The sequence below is a fragment of the Streptomyces hyaluromycini genome (assembly GCF_002217755.1).
In the GTDB taxonomy this organism is placed as follows: domain Bacteria; phylum Actinomycetota; class Actinomycetes; order Streptomycetales; family Streptomycetaceae; genus Streptomyces; species Streptomyces hyaluromycini.
In genome coordinates, this window is sequence record NZ_BCFL01000025.1 from 388445 (window position 1) to 409494 (window position 21050).

The 21050-nt window shown below is 67.5% G+C and carries 10 protein-coding genes and 1 pseudogene; 6 read left to right on the plus strand and 5 right to left on the minus strand.

The window, feature by feature from the left end; translation table 11 throughout:
• Positions 1-37 precede the first annotated feature (37 nt).
• The 3 genes and pseudogenes from SSP29_RS34110 to SSP29_RS61005 all read left to right on the plus strand — a co-directional run bounded on the left by SSP29_RS34110 (position 38) and on the right by SSP29_RS61005 (position 2825).
• Positions 38-1039 carry a response regulator transcription factor gene (locus SSP29_RS34110; RefSeq protein ID WP_089104737.1) on the plus strand — a complete coding sequence of 334 codons (1002 nt, stop codon included), beginning with the start codon at positions 38-40 and terminating at the stop codon, positions 1037-1039.
• 449 nt (positions 1040-1488) lie between these two features.
• Positions 1489-1860, plus strand: a pseudogene (locus SSP29_RS61610) (helix-turn-helix domain-containing protein); the annotation flags it as partial.
• Between the two features lie 329 nt (positions 1861-2189).
• On the plus strand, positions 2190-2825 hold the full coding sequence (locus SSP29_RS61005) for a muconolactone Delta-isomerase family protein (protein ID WP_275539776.1): 636 nt from the start codon (positions 2190-2192) through the stop codon (positions 2823-2825).
• Between the two features lie 364 nt (positions 2826-3189).
• Here SSP29_RS61005 and SSP29_RS34130 read toward each other — a convergent pair whose 3' ends face one another.
• The 5 genes from SSP29_RS34130 to hisD all read right to left on the minus strand — a co-directional run bounded on the left by SSP29_RS34130 (position 3190) and on the right by hisD (position 14242).
• On the minus strand, positions 3190-3807 hold the full coding sequence (locus SSP29_RS34130) for a TetR/AcrR family transcriptional regulator (protein ID WP_089104738.1): 618 nt from the start codon (positions 3805-3807) through the stop codon (positions 3190-3192).
• Between the two features lie 209 nt (positions 3808-4016).
• On the minus strand, positions 4017-4250 hold the full coding sequence (locus tag SSP29_RS34135; protein WP_145968980.1) for an MbtH family protein: 234 nt from the start codon (positions 4248-4250) through the stop codon (positions 4017-4019).
• A 4-nt stretch (positions 4251-4254) separates the two neighbouring features.
• Positions 4255-8214 (minus strand): non-ribosomal peptide synthetase, encoded by a 3960-nt coding sequence (locus SSP29_RS34140; protein WP_245883356.1) that lies wholly within the window; start codon positions 8212-8214, stop codon positions 4255-4257.
• Positions 8211-12836: a non-ribosomal peptide synthetase gene (locus SSP29_RS34145; RefSeq protein ID WP_089104740.1), complete on the minus strand. Its 4626-nt coding sequence runs from the start codon at positions 12834-12836 to the stop codon at positions 8211-8213. The genes SSP29_RS34140 and SSP29_RS34145 overlap by 4 nt, the downstream gene beginning before the upstream one ends.
• A gap of 77 nt (positions 12837-12913) precedes the next feature.
• Positions 12914-14242, minus strand: coding sequence for a histidinol dehydrogenase (hisD, locus tag SSP29_RS34150; protein WP_089104741.1), 1329 nt, complete (start codon positions 14240-14242; stop codon positions 12914-12916).
• Positions 14243-14573: 331 nt separating this feature from the next.
• Here hisD and SSP29_RS34155 point away from each other — a divergent pair, with 331 nt between their 5' ends.
• The 3 genes from SSP29_RS34155 to SSP29_RS34165 all read left to right on the plus strand — a co-directional run bounded on the left by SSP29_RS34155 (position 14574) and on the right by SSP29_RS34165 (position 21046).
• Complete coding sequence (locus SSP29_RS34155; RefSeq protein WP_145968981.1) at positions 14574-15815, plus strand: MFS transporter; 1242 nt, start codon at positions 14574-14576, stop codon at positions 15813-15815.
• A gap of 89 nt (positions 15816-15904) precedes the next feature.
• Positions 15905-19108, plus strand: a complete 3204-nt coding sequence (locus tag SSP29_RS34160; protein ID WP_089104743.1) for a non-ribosomal peptide synthetase — start codon at positions 15905-15907, stop codon at positions 19106-19108.
• Between the two features lie 30 nt (positions 19109-19138).
• Positions 19139-21046 carry a non-ribosomal peptide synthetase gene (locus SSP29_RS34165; protein ID WP_089104744.1) on the plus strand — a complete coding sequence of 636 codons (1908 nt, stop codon included), beginning with the start codon at positions 19139-19141 and terminating at the stop codon, positions 21044-21046.
• Positions 21047-21050 lie beyond the last annotated feature (4 nt).

Sequence of the window (21050 nt, forward strand, 5' to 3'; positions counted from 1 at the left end):
AAGGATTCTTAACAAAGCACCTCTACCGTGGCGAGCCATGGTGAACACGGCACAAGATCCTGCAAGACAGACCCCTGCCGCGAGCCCCTGGGCCGCGGTGGGGGTCTCCGCCTTCGACGAGATGGTGTACCGGGCGATTCTGCATCAGCCCGACGCCGGCGCGGCCGGCTGGGCGCTGCTGACCAGGGCGACCCCGGCCCAGCTGCGCGAGGCCTGCAACCGGCTGCTCACCCTTGGTCTGCTCCAACCGCCGGACTCCATGGGCGGGTTACGAGCGGTCGACCCGCGGGTGGCGATCCGTGCGCTGATCCGGCGGCGCGAGACGGAGTCCGAACTGCTCGCCGCCACCGCCGAGGAGATGGCCACGGCGTACGAGGCCGGGCTGCTGCGCGAGGAGCCGACCCGGCTGATCGAGGTCGCCTCCGGCGAGGGTGCCATCGCGGCCCGTCTGGAGGAGATGTACGCCCGTGCCGAGCACGAGGTGTGCCTTTTCGACACTCCGCCGTACCTCGCCCCGCCCGCACCGCAGGTGGACCTCCAGGCCGATCTGCTCAAGCGCGGCATCGTCTCACGCGGCGTCTACGGGGCGAGCGGTCTGGAGGATCCGAACACGCTGTCCCGGGCCTGGAAGATGGTCGAACTCGGCGAGCAGGCACGGGTGTTGCCGTCCGTGCCGCTGAAGCTGCTGGTGGTCGACGGACGCCGGGCGATGCTCCCGCTGACCTCGTCCGCGGCGGGCGGCTACTGCGCCGTCGTCGTATGGCACTCGGCGGTCACCGAGGCGCTGCAGAAGCTCTTCGAGCTGGCCTGGCAGCAGGCGACTCCGCTCGGCCGGCCCGAAGGGAACGGCGAACTCTCCGAGGACGAGCAGACGTTGACCCGGCTGCTGGCGGCCGGGATGAAGGACGAGGCGGTGGCCCGTCATCTGGGGGTGAGTCTGCGAACGCTGCGGCGGCGGGTGAGCGACCTGCAGGATCGGCTCGGGGCGGCGAGCCGGTTCCAGCTCGGGCTGCGGGCCGCTCAGCGCGGCTGGCTGTAGCGGAGTGGCGGAACAGTGCGGGGCCGCGCTCCCTCCACCAGGAGCGCGGCCCCGACTGCCGTACCGGAACCGCTACTTGCGGAGCAGGCTGCGCAGCACGTACTGAGACATGCTTCGATTGCCGTTCTTGACCCTATTCACCGCCGCCGTTTGACCTCACTCTCGACCAACCACACAAAACGCCTGGTCATAAGCGTGCCGAGGGATACAAAAAGGCACTGACCCGCAGTTGGTGAAGCACCTCGGTTCACATGCTTCGGTTGCGGTACTTGAGATCGCCACCTCCCCTGAAATCCGACGTTGCGATCGACCCGGTGTCCGAGCCGAGCTTCCGCGCTTGGCACCGGCTTCGTCGGTCATGGGTGGGCATGGCAGCGCTGCTGCGGGCAGGCGAAGACCAGTCGTCCTGAGCGAATCCGACGCGTTCGGCTGACGAGTCGAGAGCGGCGATCGGTGAGGTCGCGGCCCGGTACGGCACCTCGCGCCAGACCCTGCACAGCTGGCGGCGGCGGTTCGAGCAGGAGGGCATGCCCGGTCTGCTGGATCGCTCCCGCCGGCCGCGGAACAGTCCCACGCGCCTGTCCGCCGAGGTTGAGGCCGAGATCTGCGAGCTGCGCCGCCGGCATCCCCGGTGGGGTGCCCGCCGGATCTCCCACGAGCTGTCCTGCCGCGGGCTGGAGTCGGCGCCGTCGCGGGCCACGGTCCACCGGGTGCTGTCCCGCAATGGCCTGGTCCGCGCCCAGGAACAGCAGCATCCACGCAAGTACCGCCGGTGGCAGCGTGAGGCGCCGATGCACCTGTGGCAGATGGACCTGGTCGGAAGGAGGCGACTGTTGGGTTCATCAGCTGCAGCAGGCGACACAGCCGAGAACAGCAGCGATGTACCACGGTCAGTTCGACGCTCGGCACGCACGACCGTGAGCGTAGAGCACGCCGACAATCAGAGCGCCTCGCGAACACGATGGCCGCGCCACCCGGCCTCTCCGGTCGTACTCGAAGACCTCCGGAAGGCGGGAGCCGCCAAGGCCGAGGGCGCGCCTCCTCTGTCACAGGCGCAAGTCGACCGGATCGTCGCCATCCTGCGCCGGGCAGGCCCTCAGGCCAGTGCACGTCGTGGACGCGGAGCGCCACACGGGACGGCTGGGGGGCCATGGGAGCGGTACTCGGCACCGGCGGCACGGGGTGCAGTCACGCTCCTCTCGCGTTCGCGCTCACCCAGTGCCGCAGCGCGAGCCCGCTGGTCTGGTCCTCCCTGATCGCGACCGAGACGGGACTACTGGACCGGGATGGCACCGGCGATGCTGGTGATCGCCCTCGGCTTCGGGACCGGCGTCATCGCCCGGACCAGGCCGCAGTCCATGGAGTGGACCACGACAACCGGAGATCGCCTCGGCGCTGCTCACCTCCGCCCAGCACCTCGGCGTCGCCCCCGGCCTCGCGATCCTGGCGAGCGTCACCGCTGCAGCCAACGCCGCGCCGCGACGGCTGGCGCGAGTACTTCGTCGAGTTCGTCCTGGGCGACGCCGGTGGCCTGGCTCCGGATCAGCTCGCAGACAAGTGGCAGCAGGAGGCAGTGGCTGCCGGCAACGCTGCGTCGGCGGGCCTGCTGCGCCGTCTCTGGCTCCGCCCGGACAGGCTCCCTGCCCTCGGGGTGTGGCAGGCGACCGACCGGGAGACGCTCGACCGGGCGCTCGAGGGTCTCCCCATGGCTCCGTGGCTCATGATGCCGGTCACTCACCTGGATCCACACCCGAGCGACCCCGTCGAGCAGGCGTTCGCGGTGTGACGAGAAAGCCCTCAACGCCCGCGTCCGGCGCCGGCACGGTGGCCTGCCGGCGGCGGGCGAAGGCATGCACCCGCCGAAACGGCGGGAAGTCTGTCGGCAGGTTGACCCCGGCAGCAACGGCCGGATGACCTGCCACTCCGACTCGCTCATATCTGAGCCGTAGCACGAGGTCCGGTCCGTCCGGTCCGCGGCGTTTCCGAACCGGTGCGCGAGACAATCGCACGGCGACACGCGGGAGTTGGACGCGACAGGCGTGGTCAGGCAAGACTGCGACACCGCCGCGATCACCCGATCCAGAACCCAGTTCGACTGACCACGCCCACCGACCGGTATGCGGAAGCCGTTCTAAAGAACGGGGCAAGTTTCACCTATCCGTGCTTCCAGACAGCAGACAGTCGAGTTGCTCGGATGCCGTCGCAATCAGCAACTGCACGGCGCCTTCAACCGTGACGGACGAGTTATTACTGACAATGTGCAGGCCCAGGCCATCCTCCATGGCCAGTAGAGAAGCCGCGATGTCATGCGGGTCTCGGCGGACCCTGAACCCGCCTGCTGCTACACCTGCCTGGATGATGCTTTCGTACAGCATGAGCTCGCGATCCCACAGCGACGCCATCAACGCAGCGTGCGAACGGCTGCGGGCGGCCAGCGCGTGCAGCTCGTAGAGTGCTTTGCAGGTCGGATCGGTTGGGCCCTCAGGCAAGCCAGATTTGAACGCCTGTACGATTTTTTTGGCAGGGTCGACGATCTTCGCGATCGCTCGGAGCCTGGACGCCACGTAGCGATCGACCAAGGTGCGATGAAGCTCATAGACCAGATCGTCGGTCTTGGCGTAGTGGTACAGCACCGACCCGGGCGACACTCCTGCCTCGCTTGCGACGGCGCGGACCGTCAAAGCGGACAGGCCGCTGCGTAGAAGGGCACGCTCGGCTGCTTCAACGAGCTCTTCACGGCGCTTCGCGGAATGACGGCGGGTTGTCATTGGCCCATCATCGCCCACACTTAACACTGCTCATGCATCCCGGCAACCTCGCAGCTCCAGCCCGCTTGAATGCGACGGATCACCACGGAACGCCTCCACACGCCGGCTGCCCCGTTCCCGGGGCAGCCGACAGAATCGCGCGGTGCGATGCAGGGGTCCTGCTCGATGTGTTCTGCGGCACATGAATGATCTTGCACGCCTGCAGGCGGTTACCCACCTGCAGCATCAGCCGCCTGTCCCATTGCCCGAACCAGACTCTTGGGACGCAGATCGGTCCAGTTCTCCTCCACGTAGGCCAGGCATGCCTGACGTGCGTCGGGACCGAAGGCCCGGGTCCATCCTTCAGGTATCGCGGCGAAGACAGGCCACAGGGAGTGCTGTCCTTCGTCGTTGACGACTACAAGATGCTCGATGGTGTCGTCGTCGAACGGGTTGGTGGTCACAGATTCACGCTCCTCGGTTCGTCGCATTACGGGTGCGCAGCCGGGCTGCTATGACAGGGCCGATCCGGGCTATGGCCTGCGGTTTGGTCATGTCGTCATGCCTGCAAGAGACTTCATGGTTCTCGATCTCTCCTGATATGTGGGGACGCCAGACCTCAGCTGTGGGCCAGTCCGGCCCCCGATCTCGCACGGCCGTGAAGAACAGCAGGTCGCCGCGGAAGTGTCCCGGCGAGAACTTCTCAGCGAGTCTGCGGTTATTGGTCACGACGATGCGTAGTGCTTCGGCCTCCTGCTCGTCGAGTTGGCTGAGCAGGCCGCCCTCGCCGCGCACGGCGGCCAGGAAGCAGGCTGCGTCGAGGGTCTCGGCGCCGGGCGGCACCGCGTGGCCGAGCAGTTCCAACAGATCCCGGAAGACAGCGCCTCGTTCGGCGGGCACAGGCGAGTCGAACGCGGCGCTCGGGTAGGCGTCAAGAAGCGCCAGCAGCGCGACCTCTTCGTCCTGCCGCTGCAGCAAGCACGCCACGGTATGGGCGAGCATGCCGCCGAGTGACCAGCCGAGGAGGTGGTAAGGGCCGGATGGTTGCACCCCTCGTATGAGGGCGACGCATTCGAGAGCCGCTTCCGCGATGGAGGTTGGGAGCCCGCTGCCGGTGCGCAGGCCCGGCGACTGGAGGCCGTAGACCGGTCTGTCTGGACCAACATGACGCAGGAGACCTGCATAGGTCCAGCTGAGGCCGAAGACCGGGTGGATGCAGAACAGCGGTGCCGACCGGCCTGCGGAGCGGAGGGGAAGGATGCGGGCGAGAGGATCGGGTGCTTCCTCGCCGAGCGCGTCGGCGAACCGAGTGACCGTCGGGGCCTCGAAGAGATGGCGGATCGAGAGCTGGATCCCGAACGCCTCCCCGATCTGGCCCACGAGGCGGGTGGCCAGGAGGGAGTGGCCGCCAAGTTCGAAGAAGTCCTCGTCGAGCCCCACCCGTGCGACGCCCAGAACCTCCGCGAACAGTTGCCGGACGATCTCCTGCGTGGTGGTGGTCGCAGCCCCGACACCGGACTCGGCCGAGCGGACGGGGGCGGGCAGAGCTTTGCGGTCCAGCTTGCCGTTGGCGGTGAGTGGCAGGCGGGTGAGTGAGACGAAGGCCGAGGGCACCATATATGCGGGGAGACGTTCACGCAGTGCCGCCGTCAAAGCGGCCGGGTCAGCCGATCGGCCGCCGCGGGGCACGACGTAAGCCACCAGTCTCGGGTCACCGGGGCGGTCCCGGCGGAGCACCACCGAGCAGTGGCCCACCTCCTCGCAGTCGCCCAGCACCGCTTCGACTTCGCCGAGTTCGATCCGGAAGCCACGGAGTTTCACCTGCTCGTCCGTCCGGCCGACGAAGTGCAGAGTTCCGTCGACGTCTTGGCGCACCAGGTCGCCGGTTCGGTACATCCGCCCGCCCGGAGGACCGAACGGGTCCGCGACGAAGCGCTCCGCGGTGAGCGCGGGACGACCCAGGTAGCCTCGTGCCAGGCCCACTCCGGACAGATAGAGCGCGCCCGATGTCCCGAACGGGATGGGTTGCAGACTGTCGTCCAGCACCCTCACCGCGATGCCGGCGATCGGCCGGCCGATCGGTGGGTCAGCCGCCTTCGAGACCGCCGGAGCCGATTCGGAGAACCATGCGGTGGCGAAGACCGTCGCCTCGGTAGGGCCGTAGAGGTTCACCAACCGGGCTCGGGGCACGGCCGCGCGCACCTGGGACACCAACCGACCGGGCAGCGCCTCACCGCAGAACGCGAAGGTACCCACACCGACCGGTAGTTGCCCCTGGGCCGCCAGGACCGCCAGCACGGACGGCACTGTGCTCACCAGACTGGGCGCAGGTTCCTCCGACTTGCGGTCCCCGAGCGCGAGAGCGTCACGCAGGAGTTCGACCGATCCTCCGCACAGAAGTGGAGTGAACAATTCGAACACGGACACGTCGAAGTTGAGCGAGGTGGTGGCCGCGACCCGGGCCAGGGCCTCGGGACCGAGGTCCGCAGCTGCAGAGCGGGCCAGGGCAGCGGCACTGCCGTGGGACACAACGACGCCTTTGGACCGCCCCGTGGACCCTGAGGTGTAGATGACGTAGGCAGGATGGGTCGGCAGGAGGCCGGTGGGTGCGGGGCGATCGGGGCAGGCGCTGCGGAGCCGGTCGGACACCTCCGGGCGGTCCAGCACCAGCATCGGTGTTCCTTTGGGCAAGCGCGCGGCCGTCGCGACGGTGGTGAGCACCAGTCCTGGTCGAGCGTCCTCCACCATGAATGCGAGTCGCCGCGTCGGATACTCCGGATCGAGGGGCAGGTACGCGGCGCCGGCCTTGAGTACCGCGAGCAACGCCACGGGAAGCCGCTCGTCCCGGGGCAGCGCGATTCCAATGATGCTCTCGGGTACAGCTCCAGCCTCGATGAGCAGGCCCGACAGGCGATTGGCGGCAGCATCCAGTTCGCGGTAGTTGAGGGTCGTCCCGCCATGATGAACGGCTGGGGAATCGGGAGTCAGACCCACCTGGCGCTCGAACGCCCCGACGAGTGTGTCCAGGGCCTGGTCTGCGCTGGCGGGCTCCGGACGGGCGCCCAAGGGAAGGGCAAGGCGTGCCGACGGCAGATCAGGCCTTGTTGCCAGTTGCTCAAGCACCATTCCCAGTGCCGCCAGTGTCGTTTCAGCCCATTCCCTGGTGAACAGGCCGGCCTGATAGGCGAGCCGGAGCTGGAAGCGGTCACCCGGGACAGCGACGAGGGTGACCGGATAATGCGTCGCGTCGCGTCCACCGAAGCCGACGATGCGCAGCGCGTCCGCCTCCTCGGCGGCGGGTGGCGCCCCTGCCGGATAGTTCTCGAAGATCAGAAGCGTGTCGAAGAGTTCATGGAATCCCGAGGTCCGCTGTATGTCTGCAAGTCCGAGATGGTGGTGGTCGAGCATCTCTGCCTGCTCGGCCTGGACACGTTCGGCCAACTGTTCCAGGGGTTCGCCGGGCCGAACGCCGATACGGATCGGTACGGTGTTGATGAGCAGTCCGATTATGCCCTCGGAACCCCGTAGATCCGTCGGACGACCGGATACCGTCTGCCCGAACACGACGTCCCCTCGACCGGTCAGCCGACTCAGCACCACTGCCCACGCCGTCTGGACCATGGTATTGAGCGTGACGGCGCTCTGTTGGCAGCGTTCACGCAGTCCCCGGGTGACGTGCTCGGGGATTTCCACACTCTGCTGTACGGGCAGGCACGCCCGGTGGCCGGCGCCTTGCGGAGCCAAGCGTGTGGGTTCCGGCAGGTCGGCGAGCATGCGGCGCCACGCCGCGCGTGCGGCTGGGCGATTCTGCCCGTCGAGCCATGCCAGGTAGTCACGATACGGGCGCACCTCCGGGACGACGGTCGGGCCGACCGCCCCACTCGCCCGATAGAGCGCGTCGAGTTCATCGATGAGTATGGGCATCGACCACCCGTCGAGCAGGATGTGGTGTTGGGTCAGCACGAGGCGGTGCCGATCCGGAGCGAGCCGCACCAACCACATCCGGAACAGGGGCGGTGTTCCCAGAGGGAACCCACGTTCCCGGTCCTCATCGAGCAACCGATGCCACTCGGCTTCCCGCTCCGGTTCCGTCAAGTCACCAAGGTCAGTCTCCGACCACGGCAGGGCCACCGTGTGTGGAACGACCTGCACCGGCCGGCCGCCCTTGCGCTGGCGGAAGGCTCCGCGCAGGTTGGGGTGACGGTCCAGCAGGCTCTGGCCTGCCGCCCGTAGCCGTTGCGGGTCGAGGACGCCTGCCAGTTCGAGGGTCAACTGGACGAGGTAGACGTCCTGCCCCTCCATATCGAAACGAGCGTGAAAGAACAGACCTTCTTGGAGGGGGGTCAGCGGCAGCACGTCTGCCAGTGCGCCGCTGGGGTGCCGGGCCGACGGAGTGACGGTGCCACCAACGGCGTCAGTCGATGTCACCTTGTCTCCCAGTCGCTGATCAGGCCGTCTTCGAACGCGTCCAGTTCGTCCTGGGAGAGGAAGCCAAGGGTCACTCCCTCGTGCGCGACACCCTCCGACGTGGCGTGGTCGGAGAAGGCCGTCAGCGCTTCCAGCCACAGCTCAGCGGCCTGCTGCACCTCCTCCCGAGGGAACAGGTCGACCGGCCACGACCACACGGCCCGAAGCCTCGGCCCGTCCCTGGTGTCCCGCACGACCACGTCGATCTCCAAGGCATGGCCGACGGCCAGCTCCGGGTCCGGAGCCCTGGTGAGCGCCTCGCCCTCATCGGCGAGTGTCCAGTCCCCCGTGTCCGGGGCAGCGAACCGTCCCAGGTAGTTGAAGCAGATCTGGGGCCGGGCGACGTCGGCCAGCTCTGCCGCTGTCCTGGAGTCGAGGTAGCGCAACATGCCATGCCCGATGCCGTTGTCCGGAAAGGCCCGCATGCTCTCGGCGACAAGATCGGCTGCGCGGCCCAACGCCGGACCTCCCGCCAGCGCGGCGGCTATGTTCACCGAGTCCAGCTCGAAGCGGACAGGGCGTATGGAGGTGAACCAGCCGACGGTTCGGGAAAGATCGACACCGGCGAGGACGTCCTCTCGCCCGTGACCCTCGACATCCACCAGAACGGACGACTCCCCACGCCACCGCGCGACCGTCAGGGCGAGGCCGGCCAGCAAGAGGTCACCGACTCCGATCTGCAGGCTCTGGGGCACGGTGGACAGGAGCGGGGCGGTCCGCTCGGGCGGCAGCTCCAGGGCGATCGAATCGCAGGTGGCGACCTTGTCGTGGGCCGGGTCGAGCGGACGAACGCCGAAGACCGGCTCGGGCTGAGCCAGCATCTCCCGCCACCGTTCCGCCTCACGCCGCCGGGTGGGTGCAGCCGCCTGCTCACTGAGCAGGCGGCTCCACCCTCTGAAGGATGTGCCCACCGCAGGGAGTTCCGGCGTCCGGCTGGCTTTGACGGCCTGCCACGCGACGGCCAGGTCGGGGAGGAGGATTCGCCAGGAAACCCCGTCCACGACCAGGTGGTGGATCACCAGGACGAGCAGCCCGGCACGGTCGGGTCCGGCGTCGAGCCAGACGGCCTGCACCATCTCTCCTGATCCGGGGTCCAGGAGGCCCTGGGCCTGTTCGCTCGCTTCGACCGCAGCCGCACGGAGCGCGTCGCTTCCGTCCTCCATATGGCTGACGTCCCAACGCTTGAGGTAACGCGATGCGTCGACCGACCCGCGGTGAGGAACCTCGATGACGGGCTGTTCGCCCTCGTCAAGGACCAGGCGGGCGCGGAGCATGTCGTGATGGTCTGTGACAGCGTTCAAGGTCTGTGCCAGGTCTGTGATACCGGCACCGACGGGGGTGCGTAGCACTGCTCCCTGACTGAACCGATCCACGAGCCCGCCGCGGTCGGACATCCACTGCATGACCGGTGTGAGCGGGACGGCGCCGAGCGGTTCATCGTCCAGGAGTGCAGCAGCAGGTTCCGCCCTGTCGGTGGCCACGGTGGCGAGCCGCGTGACGGTCTGCTGCTCGAACACGTCGCGGGGGGTGATCAGGACTCCTTCCTCCCGCGCACGACTCACCAGGCGGATCGAGGAGATGCTGTCACCGCCGAGGGCGAAGAATCCGCTGTCCATACCTACCCGCTCCAGGCCAAGCACCTCGGCGAACAGCTTGCAGAGGGTCTGTTCCGCCCAGGAAACGGGGTGGCGCTCGGTGTCCTCACTGAACGAGGGAACCGGAAGCGCGGCGCGGTCGACCTTTCCGCTACTGTTCACCGGCACTGCGTCCAGCGCTACGAACGCGGCAGGCACCATGTAGTCCGGTAGAGCCGAACCGAGGTGGCTGCGCAAATCCTCAGGTGTGGGGGCCTCCACCTTCGAAGACACGATGTAGCCGACGAGCCTTCGCACGCCGGGTTGGTCCTCCCTCACGGTGACCACGGCCTGGATGACGTCCGGATGCTGTGCCAGGACCGTCTCGATCTCGCCGAGCTCGATCCGGAAACCCCGGACCTTCACTTGCTGATCGGCCCGTCCTCGGTATTCCAACTGGCCGTCGACGGTCCACCGAGCCAGGTCACCAGTCCGGTACATGCGGCTTCCGGCTGTACCGAACGGATCAGCGACGAATCGTTCCCCCGTCAGGCCGGAGCGCCCCGAGTATCCGCGGGCGATTCCAACTCCCGCCAGGTACAGCTCACCGACCACGCCCGGGGGGACCGGCCGCAGGGCTGCGTCCAGGACCTGGGCGCGGGTTCCGGCGACAGGCTTTCCGATGGGCGGTGCCGCGTCTCCGGACAGCGGCCCGGCGATGGTGGCACACACGGTGGACTCGGTGGGGCCGTAGGCATTGAACATGCTCCGGCCGCGCGACCACCGGTCAACCAGCCCAGGCGGGCATGCCTCTCCCCCGACGACCAGTGTGCGCAGGTGGGGATATGACCCGTCAGGCAGCGTCGCCAGCGCGGCGGGCGGAATCAGCGTATGGGTCACGGACCAGCTCAGCAGCGCCTCGGCCAGAGCCTCGCCGACGAGCGGGCCGCTCGACGGCACCACCAGAGTGGCTCCGGCTGCATAAGCCATCAACAGTTCCATCACGGACGCGTCGAAGCCAGGTGAGGAGAACTGTAGAACCCTCGCGTCGGCCGTGATGGCGAACCGGTCCACTTGGGTGGTCGCCAACGCGAAGACACCATGGTGGTCGACGACGACGGCTTTGGGCCGGCCGGTGGAGCCAGACGTGAAGATCAGGTAGGCGGGGTGACCCGGCAGCAGCGGCTGGCATCGGTGCTCGTCGGTGAGGTCGGTGTCGGCGTGGTCGTCCAATTCCAGGAGCAGGTCCGGTTCGCCGAGCAGCAGCGTCGAGTGCGTACCCGGCATACGGGGCGCCACGGCCGCCTCGGTCAACACGAGACTCGGTGCCGCGTCCGCGAGCATGAAGGCGATCCGTTCGACCGGCAGGTCAGGGTCGATCGGCAGGAAAGCGGACCCGGCCTTGACCACGGCGAGGATCGCGACGACACGCTCAGCCGAACGCGGCAGCAACACCGCGACGGTCTGCTCCGGACCGATCCCTCGGCTTGCCAACAAGTGAGCGAACCGGTTGGCGCGGGCGTTCAGCTGGGCGTAGGTCAACTCAGTGTGTTCCGACAGCAGCGCGATCGCCTGTGGGCTGCGGGCGGCTTGCTGCTCGAACAGGTCTGGCATCCGGACGGGCGGATGATGCCAGACGGCGCTGTTCCATGCTTCCAAGCTCAGCCGTTCCTCGTCGGAGAGGAGTTCGACACTGCTGATGCGGCAGTCGGGAGAGGCGCAAACCTCGTTCAGGAGGGCGACCAGGCGCTCTCCGAGTCTGCCTGCTGTTTCGGACTGGAAGAGGTCGCTGCTGTACTCGACAGCACCGTCGATCCCCAATGGGGCTCCGGTGGCATCTCGGCGCTCGGCGAGGTGAAACGCCAGGTCGAACTTGGCCTCCCCGTTGTCCGCCGACTCCAGTACGGTCTCCAGTCCCGGCAGCCGGAGATCCGGCTCGGACGCGTTGTTGAACGCGAGCATGACCTGGAAGAGCGGATGCCGGGACAGAGACCGCTCCGGCCGGATGACATCAACCAGGTACTCAAAGGGCACGTCCTGGTTGGAAAATGCCTGAAGATCGAATTCCCTGACTCGGTGGAGGAGTTGGCGGAAGGTGGGATCACCCGAGGTGTCGGTCCGCAGAACCAGGGTGTTGACGAAACACCCGACCAGATCATCGAGCGCCTCATCCGTCCGCCCGGCCACAACAGTCCCCAGCGGAATGTCCGTCCCCGCCCCCATCCGGGTCAACAGAACCGCCAACGCCGCCTGCACCACCATGAACGGCGTCGCCCCGCACTCACGCGCCAGAACCGACAACCTCCCATGCACCACCGCATCCACCGAGAACGACACCGAACCACCACGATGACTCGCCACCGCCGGCCGCGGCCGATCCACCGGCAACACCAACTCCTCAGGCAGACCGGCCAACACCCCACGCCAAAAAGCCGACTGCCGCGCCAGCACACTCCCCGGATCATCCGCCGACCCCAGCAACTCCCGCTGCCACAACGCGTAATCCGCATACTGAACCGGAAGCTCAACCCACGACGGAGCCACCCCCGCCACACACGCCCCATACGCCACCGCCAGATCCCGCCCCAACGGCTCCAGCGACCAACCATCACAAGCAACGTGATGAACCAACACGATCACCACACACTCAGCCGGCCCCGCAGACAACACCTCCACCCGAACCGGCAACTCACCCGCCAGATCAAACACATACCCACACACCGACGCGACCCCCCGCGCCACCTCCCCCTCCGACACCTCACGCCACACCACACTCGGCACCGCCTCCCCCACCGGCACCACACGCTGGAACGGCTCACCCCCCACCTCCTCAAACACCGTCCGCAAACTCTCATGCCGCCCCACCACATCCGCCACCGCCCGCCCCAACGCCCCCCGATCCAACCCACCACTCACCCGCAACACCAACGGCACGTTGTACGCCGCACCCGCCCCCTCCAACCGACCCACAAACCACAACCGCCGCTGAGCAAACGACAACGGAATCACTGGAACTCCCCCGCTCGTGAAGTCGGTTTCGAGTAGCTATGTCTCAGGTGCTTGGGGACTACGTCCGTGCACAGCGGTCAGCTGCGGACGGTGACCGTGGCCGCGTGCGCCGGGAACCCCTCGTACTCGGCGAGTGCCGTTACCGTCGGGGCCAGCTTCCAGAACGCCGTTTCGTTCAGGCGAGCCACGGCGATCCGGGTCAGATAGGTGGCCGCGGTAATGCCGCTGGACACCCGGGCGAAGCCCGAGGTCGGCAGGGTCGCCGGCGTTCCGATGGCGAAGTTGGAGGCAGCCATGGTGGTCCACTGGCCCAACAGCACCGTGCCCGCGTGCCGGACCGCAGGCAGCCACGCCTCGGGGTCCCGCACTGCCAGTTGCAGGTGTTCGGGGGCGTACGCGTTGGCGATGGCGATCGCCTCGGACGGGCTCTCCGCGTGGAACACTCCGCCGTTGCGATAGATCGAGGCTGTGGCGTACTCCGCCCGGGGCGAGGGCAGCCGCTCGATCTGGTCCGGAACCCGAAGGGCGGCGGCCTCCAGCACGCTCCGGTCGGTGCCGACCAGCACTGCGGAGGAATCCTGTCCGTGTTCCGCCTCGTTGATGAGGTCGGCCGCCAGTAGTTCCGGATCGGCGGAGGCGTCACAGACGATCAGCGAGTCGGACGGGCCGAAGCCCACCTCGACGACGCACCCGAAGCGTTGGACCTCCGTCTGGGCCACCGCGACCGCCGGGCTTCCGGGTCCGACGATCTTGCTGACGCGCGGCACCGTCTCCGTTCCGCAGGCAAGAGCGGCGACACCTGCCGGCCCGTTGCAGCAGTACACCTCACTGATACCGAGTTCCTGAGCGGCAACCAGGACGGCAGGGTCGATCCGGCCGCCCGTCCCGGGCGTCGGTGGCACTACGACGACGATCCGCGCCACCCCGGCGACAATGGCCGGGGTGGCGATCTGGATGAGGACGGAGGGAAAGGACCCCTTGCCCGACGGCACGAACAGACCGACGCTGTCGATGGGCCTGACGATCTCCCCGGTTTCCACGCCGTCGGCCGAGCGGCGCCATGCCCCCCGCTCCAGAACAGCTTCGTTGAATACCCTGACCTGGGCGATGGACATGCGGACCGCATCGACCAGTTCCTTCGACACGACGCTTCTGGCCTCGGCAAACCCTTGGGCGCTGACCCGCAGCTGATCTGGCGCCACCTCCACCGCGTCGAACCGGCGCAGCGCCTCCACCAGAGCCTTGTCTCCGTGCAGGCGGACATCGTCGACCAGGGCTGCGATCGACTGCCGCAACCCGGTGGAGAACGAGTCCGCCGGATTGTCGCTACCTCGCCCGAACACGCGCACCCGTGCTGAGCCTGTCAGCCGGGACCATGTCTGCACCTCAAGCGGCTCAGGCTTCATCGTGGCTCTCCTTCAAATGTAGGCCCGGGGCCCGGGACTACCCCTCCCAGAACTTGCACAAGTGTTCAGACTGACCGAATCACTGTCAACCGCTTCGAGCCCCCGACTGCTATCCATACATGGTTGTCAACCAGCAGCGCCATGGGGAATGATGTGCCCTCGATCAAAGGAAGGGGCCGTCGGCACCTGCGCCCGCACTCCAAAACGGCCCCGTTCTATATGCACAGATGTTCAGACCTGGCACTCGTCCCATCGCCTCACACGATGAGCTCGCCACGAGGACGAAACACACCCGCGCACCGCCCTGCCCTTCGACAGACAGGTGGCCGTCGTGAATCTCGGTCGTTATCGGCGCGTCATCGCCGCACCCAAAGTGGGATGGGTTCTCCTGGTCACCCTTGGGGACCGGCTACCGAAGTACATGGCGGTGCTGGCCCTCACTCTCCACTGTGTGCAGAACCTGCACCGCGGTTACGGTGCCGCCGGCACGCTCATCGCGGTGGTCACCTTGGGCGACATCGTCGCCGCGCCCGTCGTCGGCCGGTTCGTCGATCGATGGGGGGTACGCCCGACGGTGGTGGTCGGAGGTCTCGGGCAGACGGCCTTCTTCCTCAGCGTCCCGTTCCTGGACTACAACTGGCTGCTCGTCGTCGGCTTCATCCGCGCCTTCGCACCGGTACCCACAAACCGGCTCGCCCGCCAGGCCCTGTCGACGCTGGTTCCCAAAGCTGATCTACGCACAGCCCTGGCCATGGACTCCATCGGCATGGAGGTCGCCATGATGATCGGTCCGGCGCTCGCCGTTCTGACGGCGACCCGCGCGAGCAGCTCGCTCCTGTTCTTCGCCGTCGCGGGCGCGCTCTTCGTCTCCGCGGCCGGATGGTTCTGGATCAACCCGTCACTCCAGGCATCGGAGGACAGCGCCTCGGCCTCGGAACGATCCTGGCGCGACTGGCTCAATCCGCACTTGCTCGTGGTCCTCTTCTGCTCGATCGCCGTAGGACTGGTGTTGTCCGGCACCGACGTCGGGATCGTGGCCTCCACGCGTGAACTCGACCAACTCGACTGGGCGGGCGTCGTGATCACCCTCTGGTGCGCCGCGTCACTCCTGGGGGGATTCGCCTATGGCGCGGTCCGCAAGCCTCCGGGGCTGGCTCAACTGGTCTTTCTCCTGAGCCTGTCCACCCTGCTGGCCGGCTGTCTGAGCGCCGTCGTCCCCCAGTGGTGGATGGTCGCCCTGGCTCTCGTCCCGGCGGGACTGTTCTGCGCTCCCAGTCTCACCGCGGCCACGGAGCAGGCCAACGAGGCAGTCCGAGAGTCCGCCCGCGGCCAGGCGATCAGCCTGCAGAACGCCGCTCTGTCCACGGGGATCGTCCTCGGCTCGCCGCTGGCGGGGTTCGCCACCGACCAGGGGGGACAGGCCGCATGGGGGTTTGGTGTCGTCGCCGTCGGCGGGATCCTGGCGGCCGTCGTGACATCGGTCGCGCGTTCGGCGTCGCGAACCGAGGACCTCGCAAAACGGCAGCACAGGGATCCGGAAACCCTGGAGGAACAGACCAGGACCACTGCCTGACTCCGTCGCGTGCCATCGACCGAGGGGACCTACGCAAGACCTGAGCGAAGCTACGACCTTGTCCACGCCATCAGTACGGGGGTTTCACCATGACGGACACAGTCAACGACGATCCCGCGCACCATGAGGAGACCGTCCACCCGTTATCGTCGATGCAACAGCGTATCTGGTTCTTCGAGCAACTCCGCCCAGGCACCGCGCTTTACAACATCTGTGTGCCCGTACGTCTGGACGGGCCACTCGATCTGGAAGTCCTGGGCCAGGCCCTGCGTGACCTCGTCCAACGGCACGAGCCGCTGCGCACCCGGTTCGCCTTGGAGGACGAGGACCCGACCCAGGTAGTCCACGCCGCCACCGGCTGGAAGCTGGACGTCGTCGACCTGAGAGATGTGCCCGAGCCGGGTCGGACAGCGTCCGCAGCGGACCTGGTCGCCGCACAGGCATCCACACCGTTCGACATCGCTCGCGACTTCCTCTTCCGGGCCCTGGCCCTGCGGCTCGGGCCCGACAGTCATGTTCTCGTGCTGACGTCACATCATCTTGTGTCGGACGGCTGGTCCCACACCGTACTCTTCCGCGAACTGACGGAGTTGTACGAGGCATACCTCGCGGGGGAACCGGACCCGCTTCCCCCTCTCTCCAGCCGCTACCAGGACGCCGTCCGGGCGGAGGCCACGGCGTCCGAGAAGCAAGAGCTCACCGAAGAGCTCGACTACTGGCGGGAGAACCTGCGCGAGCCTCGTGCCGTCCTGGAGCTTCCGACCGATCGCCCCAGACCGGCGGAGCGTTCCCACTCCGGCCGCCGACTCAACACCTACCTGGGCAAGGAGCTCACCGACCAGGTCATCGCCATGGGACGCCGTCATCGGGCGTCCCCGTTCATGACGTTCGCGGCGGTCTTCTACACCTTGCTGCACCGCTGGAGCCGGGCGACGGACATCACCGCAGGCACACCGGTGGCAGGCCGCACGGGGGACGGATCCGCCGAACTCGTCGGGCTCTTCGTCAACACTCTCGCCCTACGGGTCGACGTGGGCGGTGATCCCACCTTCCAGACCCTGCTCGAACGGGTCCGCACCGCTCAGCTCGGCGCATATGGCAACCAGTTCGTCCGATTCGAACGCGTGGTCCAGGAGATCCGACCGGAGCGAGTGATCGACCAGAATCCCCTGTTCAACGTGATGTTCAACTACATCAATTTCAGTAGCCCCCCGCCTCGTCTCGGACAGGCCCATGGACAGTTCATCGAACTGGAGTCCTGTGCGCCCCAGTTCGACCTGACCTTGCTGCTTCAACAGGATGGGGAACGGCTCGCCGTCCAGGTCGAGTACGACGAAGACCTCTTCGACCGGAAGCGCATCGAGCTCTTCCTGGAGCACTACGGCAACCTGCTCCGATCGGCGGTACAGGCACCACAGGCCCGCCTCTCCGAGCTCGACCTGATAGGGGACAGCGGCCGGGAGCGAGCGCTCCTTGCCGCGCAAGGTGCCCACGCCGAGGTCCCCGGGACGACCGTCGCGGACATGTTCGAGGCGCAGGTTCAGCGCACCCCCGACTCAGTAGCGGTCGTCTTCGGCGGCGACCAACTCACCTACCGACAGCTCAACATCCGCGCCAACCGCCTCGCCCACCGGCTGATCGACGCCGGAGTAGTGGCCGAGACCTCGGTGGCACTGCTGCTCCCACGCTCGCTCGACATGCTGGTCGCCGTGCTCGCGGTTCTGAAAACGGGCGGCACATATCTCCCCCTGGACCCTGCTCATCCCCGCACCCGGCTCGACTACATGCTCGGACACAGCGGCACGGGCTTGGTGGTGTGCGACGCAAATCTCGGCCCTGAGGCGGTGGATCCACAGCTCAGGCGCATTGCCGTCACCCCGGACCAGGAGACACCGAGACGTTCCCACGACCACGAACCCCTTCGCCGGACAGGCCGGGACGCCCTCGCCTACACGATCTACACCTCAGGCTCCACCGGACGCCCCAAGGGGGTCCAGGTGACACACGGCGCTGTCGTCAATCTCCTCGCCTCGGCGGCGGAGAAGATCGGACTCACCTCACAGGACCGACTGCTCGCCGTCACGACCCTGTCCTTCGACATCGCTGTACTCGAACTGCTGGGACCGCTGATCGTCGGCGCCTGCGTGGTGATCGCGGCGGACGAGGACGTCCGCAACGGCTCCCGTCTGCTCGAAGAGGTGCGTCGGCACGGGGTCAGCGTCATGCAGGCCACCCCCGCCACCTGGCATCTGCTGCTGGAGAGCGGCTGGGAGGGCAAGGGGATTCGGGTGCTCTCGGGTGGCGAACCCCTACCCCTCGATCTGGCCGGTCGGCTGGCAGCATCCTCCGTGGGCCTCACCAATTTCTACGGCCCCACCGAGACCACCATTTGGTCCACCGCCGCTGAGATCGACTCCGCACCGGCGAGCGTGGCGATCGGCCGCCCGCTGTGGAACACCCAGACTTACGTCCTCGACCAAGCACTGCGGCTCGTTCCCGACGGAGTCGTCGGCGAACTGTACATCGCCGGCATGGGACTGGCGCGAGGCTATGCCGGCGCACCCAGGCTGACGGCAGAGCGTTTTGTGGCATGCCCGTTCGGACCCCCCGGTGCACGCATGTACAGGACGGGCGATCTCGTGCACCGTGACAACCACGGTGACTTGCAATTCGTCGGTCGCGGCGATGACCAGGTGAAGATCCGGGGCTTCCGCATCGAGTTGGGGGAGATCGAGGCAGCGCTCACCTCCCATCCACCGGTCGCCCAGGCCGCCGCAGCCGTGCGCGAGGACCGGCCCGGGGACAAGCGTCTGGTCGCCTACGTCATCTCCGGCCCGGATTCCGTCCTCGATACCGAGGCGATCCGCAGGCAGCTCGGAAACGCTCTGCCCTCCTACATGGTGCCCACTGCGATCATCGAACTCGACGAGTTCCCGCTGACCCCCAACGGCAAGCTGGACCGACGCTCGCTGCCGGCTCCCCCGCAGGCGGAGACCCGGTCCGCGCCGGGCACCCCGCAAGAACAGACCCTGTGCACCCTGTTCGCCGATGTCCTGGGCCGAGCCGAGGTAGGGCCTGACGACAACTTCTTCGACCTCGGGGGTCACTCCCTGCTGGCCGTCAAGCTGGTGAACCGGCTTGCCGCGGAACACGGGGCCGAGATCACCCTTCGCACGGTCTTCACATCGCCGACTCCGTCCGCACTCCGGGCCCTTCTTCCGGACCTGGCGACTCCAGGAAATGGGCCTGCCGCCCGGCGCCCGACGCTGCGGCGGATGCCGCGTCCCCAGTAGTCCAACCAGAGACAACGCCGGAGACACACGATGATCCATCAGTATGCGCAGGCCCCCGAGATACCCCGTCACAACGACACACAGCCACCGACAGACCAAACGATCGTTGAACTCTTCGACAGACAGTCGGACCGTACGCCCAAGGCGATCGCGCTGGTCTGTGCGGCTGAGCGACTCACATACGCCGAACTGAACGCTCGCGCCAACCGAGTCGCCCACCACCTGCGTTCCCTCGGCGCGAAACCCGGGGATCTGGTGGGGGTGTGCCTGGAGCGCTCGGCCGACATGGTGGTGGCGGTTCTCGGTGTCCTCAAGAGTGGAGCCGCGTACGTACCTCTGGCCCCCGAGCAGCCGGAGCAACGCCTGGAAACCACCGCTGCTGCCGCGGGTCTGTGCACGGTGGTCACTCGGGAACGCCTGGCCGGGCACTTCACCCGACTCCGCCTCCAGCCGGTCGTGTGGGAGCACGGTTTCGCCGACGCTCCGGCGCACCGGCCACATGGCCTCCCGGCGCCCGCGGATCTCGCCTATGTGATCCACACGTCAGGCTCCACCGGGGCCCCTAAAGGGGTCGCCGTAGAGCACCGCGGCCTGGTCGCCTCGACACTGGCCCGGCAGTCCTGGTACAGGTCGCCGCCCGGAGCCTTCCTGCTTCTGTCCCCCCTGTCCTTCGACTCCTCGGTCGCCGGCGTGTTCTGGACGCTCACGACCGGCGGCAGACTCGTCGTCGCCGAGGAGGGCTTCTGGCAGCGCATCGACGAACTGGTGGGCGCCCTCGGCGAACTGGGCGTCACCCACCTGCTCTGCGTGCCCTCGCTGTACCGGGCGATCCTCGATGCGGCGCCCACCGGCGACCTCCGGTCACTGGATACCGTGATCATTGCCGGTGAGGCCTGCCCGGCACCGCTGATCCAACGGCATCACACGGTCCTGCCCAGCGCCCGCTTGGTCAACGAATACGGTCCGACCGAGAGTACGGTCTGGTCGACGGCCTGCGAGATCGGTCGGGAGTGGGCCGATGGCCCGGTCCCGATCGGCAAACCCGTTGGCCATGTGACGGTGTATCTGGTGGACGAGTTGCTTCAGCTGGTCCCTCAGGGCGTCGTCGGCGAGATTCTGATCGGCGGCAACGGTGTCGCCCGGGGCTACCAGGGCCACACCGCACTGACCGCCGAACGGTTCGTCGCCGACCCCTTCGGAACTCAGCCGGGCGGGCGTCTCTACCGGACTGGTGACCTGGCACGGTACCGGGAGGACGGGGCGCTGGAGTTCCTGGGCCGTGCCGATCACCAGATCAAGGTGAACGGCGTCCGTATCGAGCTGGGCGAGATCGAGGCCGCGCTCACTGGGCATCCAGGTATCCGCGAGGCCGTGGTGCTCGCCTCCGACGGTGCCCGGGAAACGGTCTCTCAGCTGACCGCGTACGCTGCGACGCAAGCTGGCATCGAGGTGACCGTACCCGGTCTGTTGGCCTACCTGACCGCGCGGCTGCCAGACTACATGGTGCCGAACGCATGTGTATTGGTGGCGGACCTGCCGCGCAACGGCAACGGCAAGGTGGACCGGGCGGCACTGCCGCTACTGCAGCGCGCGGACACGCCGGCGGTCGGCACCCACGCGCTGTCCGCCGCTGAACGTGCGATAGCCGAGATCTGGGCGGATGTCCTCGGCCTGCCGCTTTCGTCCATAGGACCGGACCGCAACTTCTTCGACGCAGGAGGCCGGTCGCTTCTCCTCCTCCGCGTCCGCCGACTGATCGAGCAGCGGTTCGGCCGACCAGTGGCGGTGACCAGCCTGCTGGCCCACCCGACTGTCAGCAGCCTGGCCGACCATCTGGCCGGACCTGCCGGTCAGGAGCCGGACCGTGCCACACAGCGAAAGGGCGGGGGCCGGACATCGGCTCGGCCCCGTCGGCGCCAGGAGAGGCGAGCGCGATGACCAG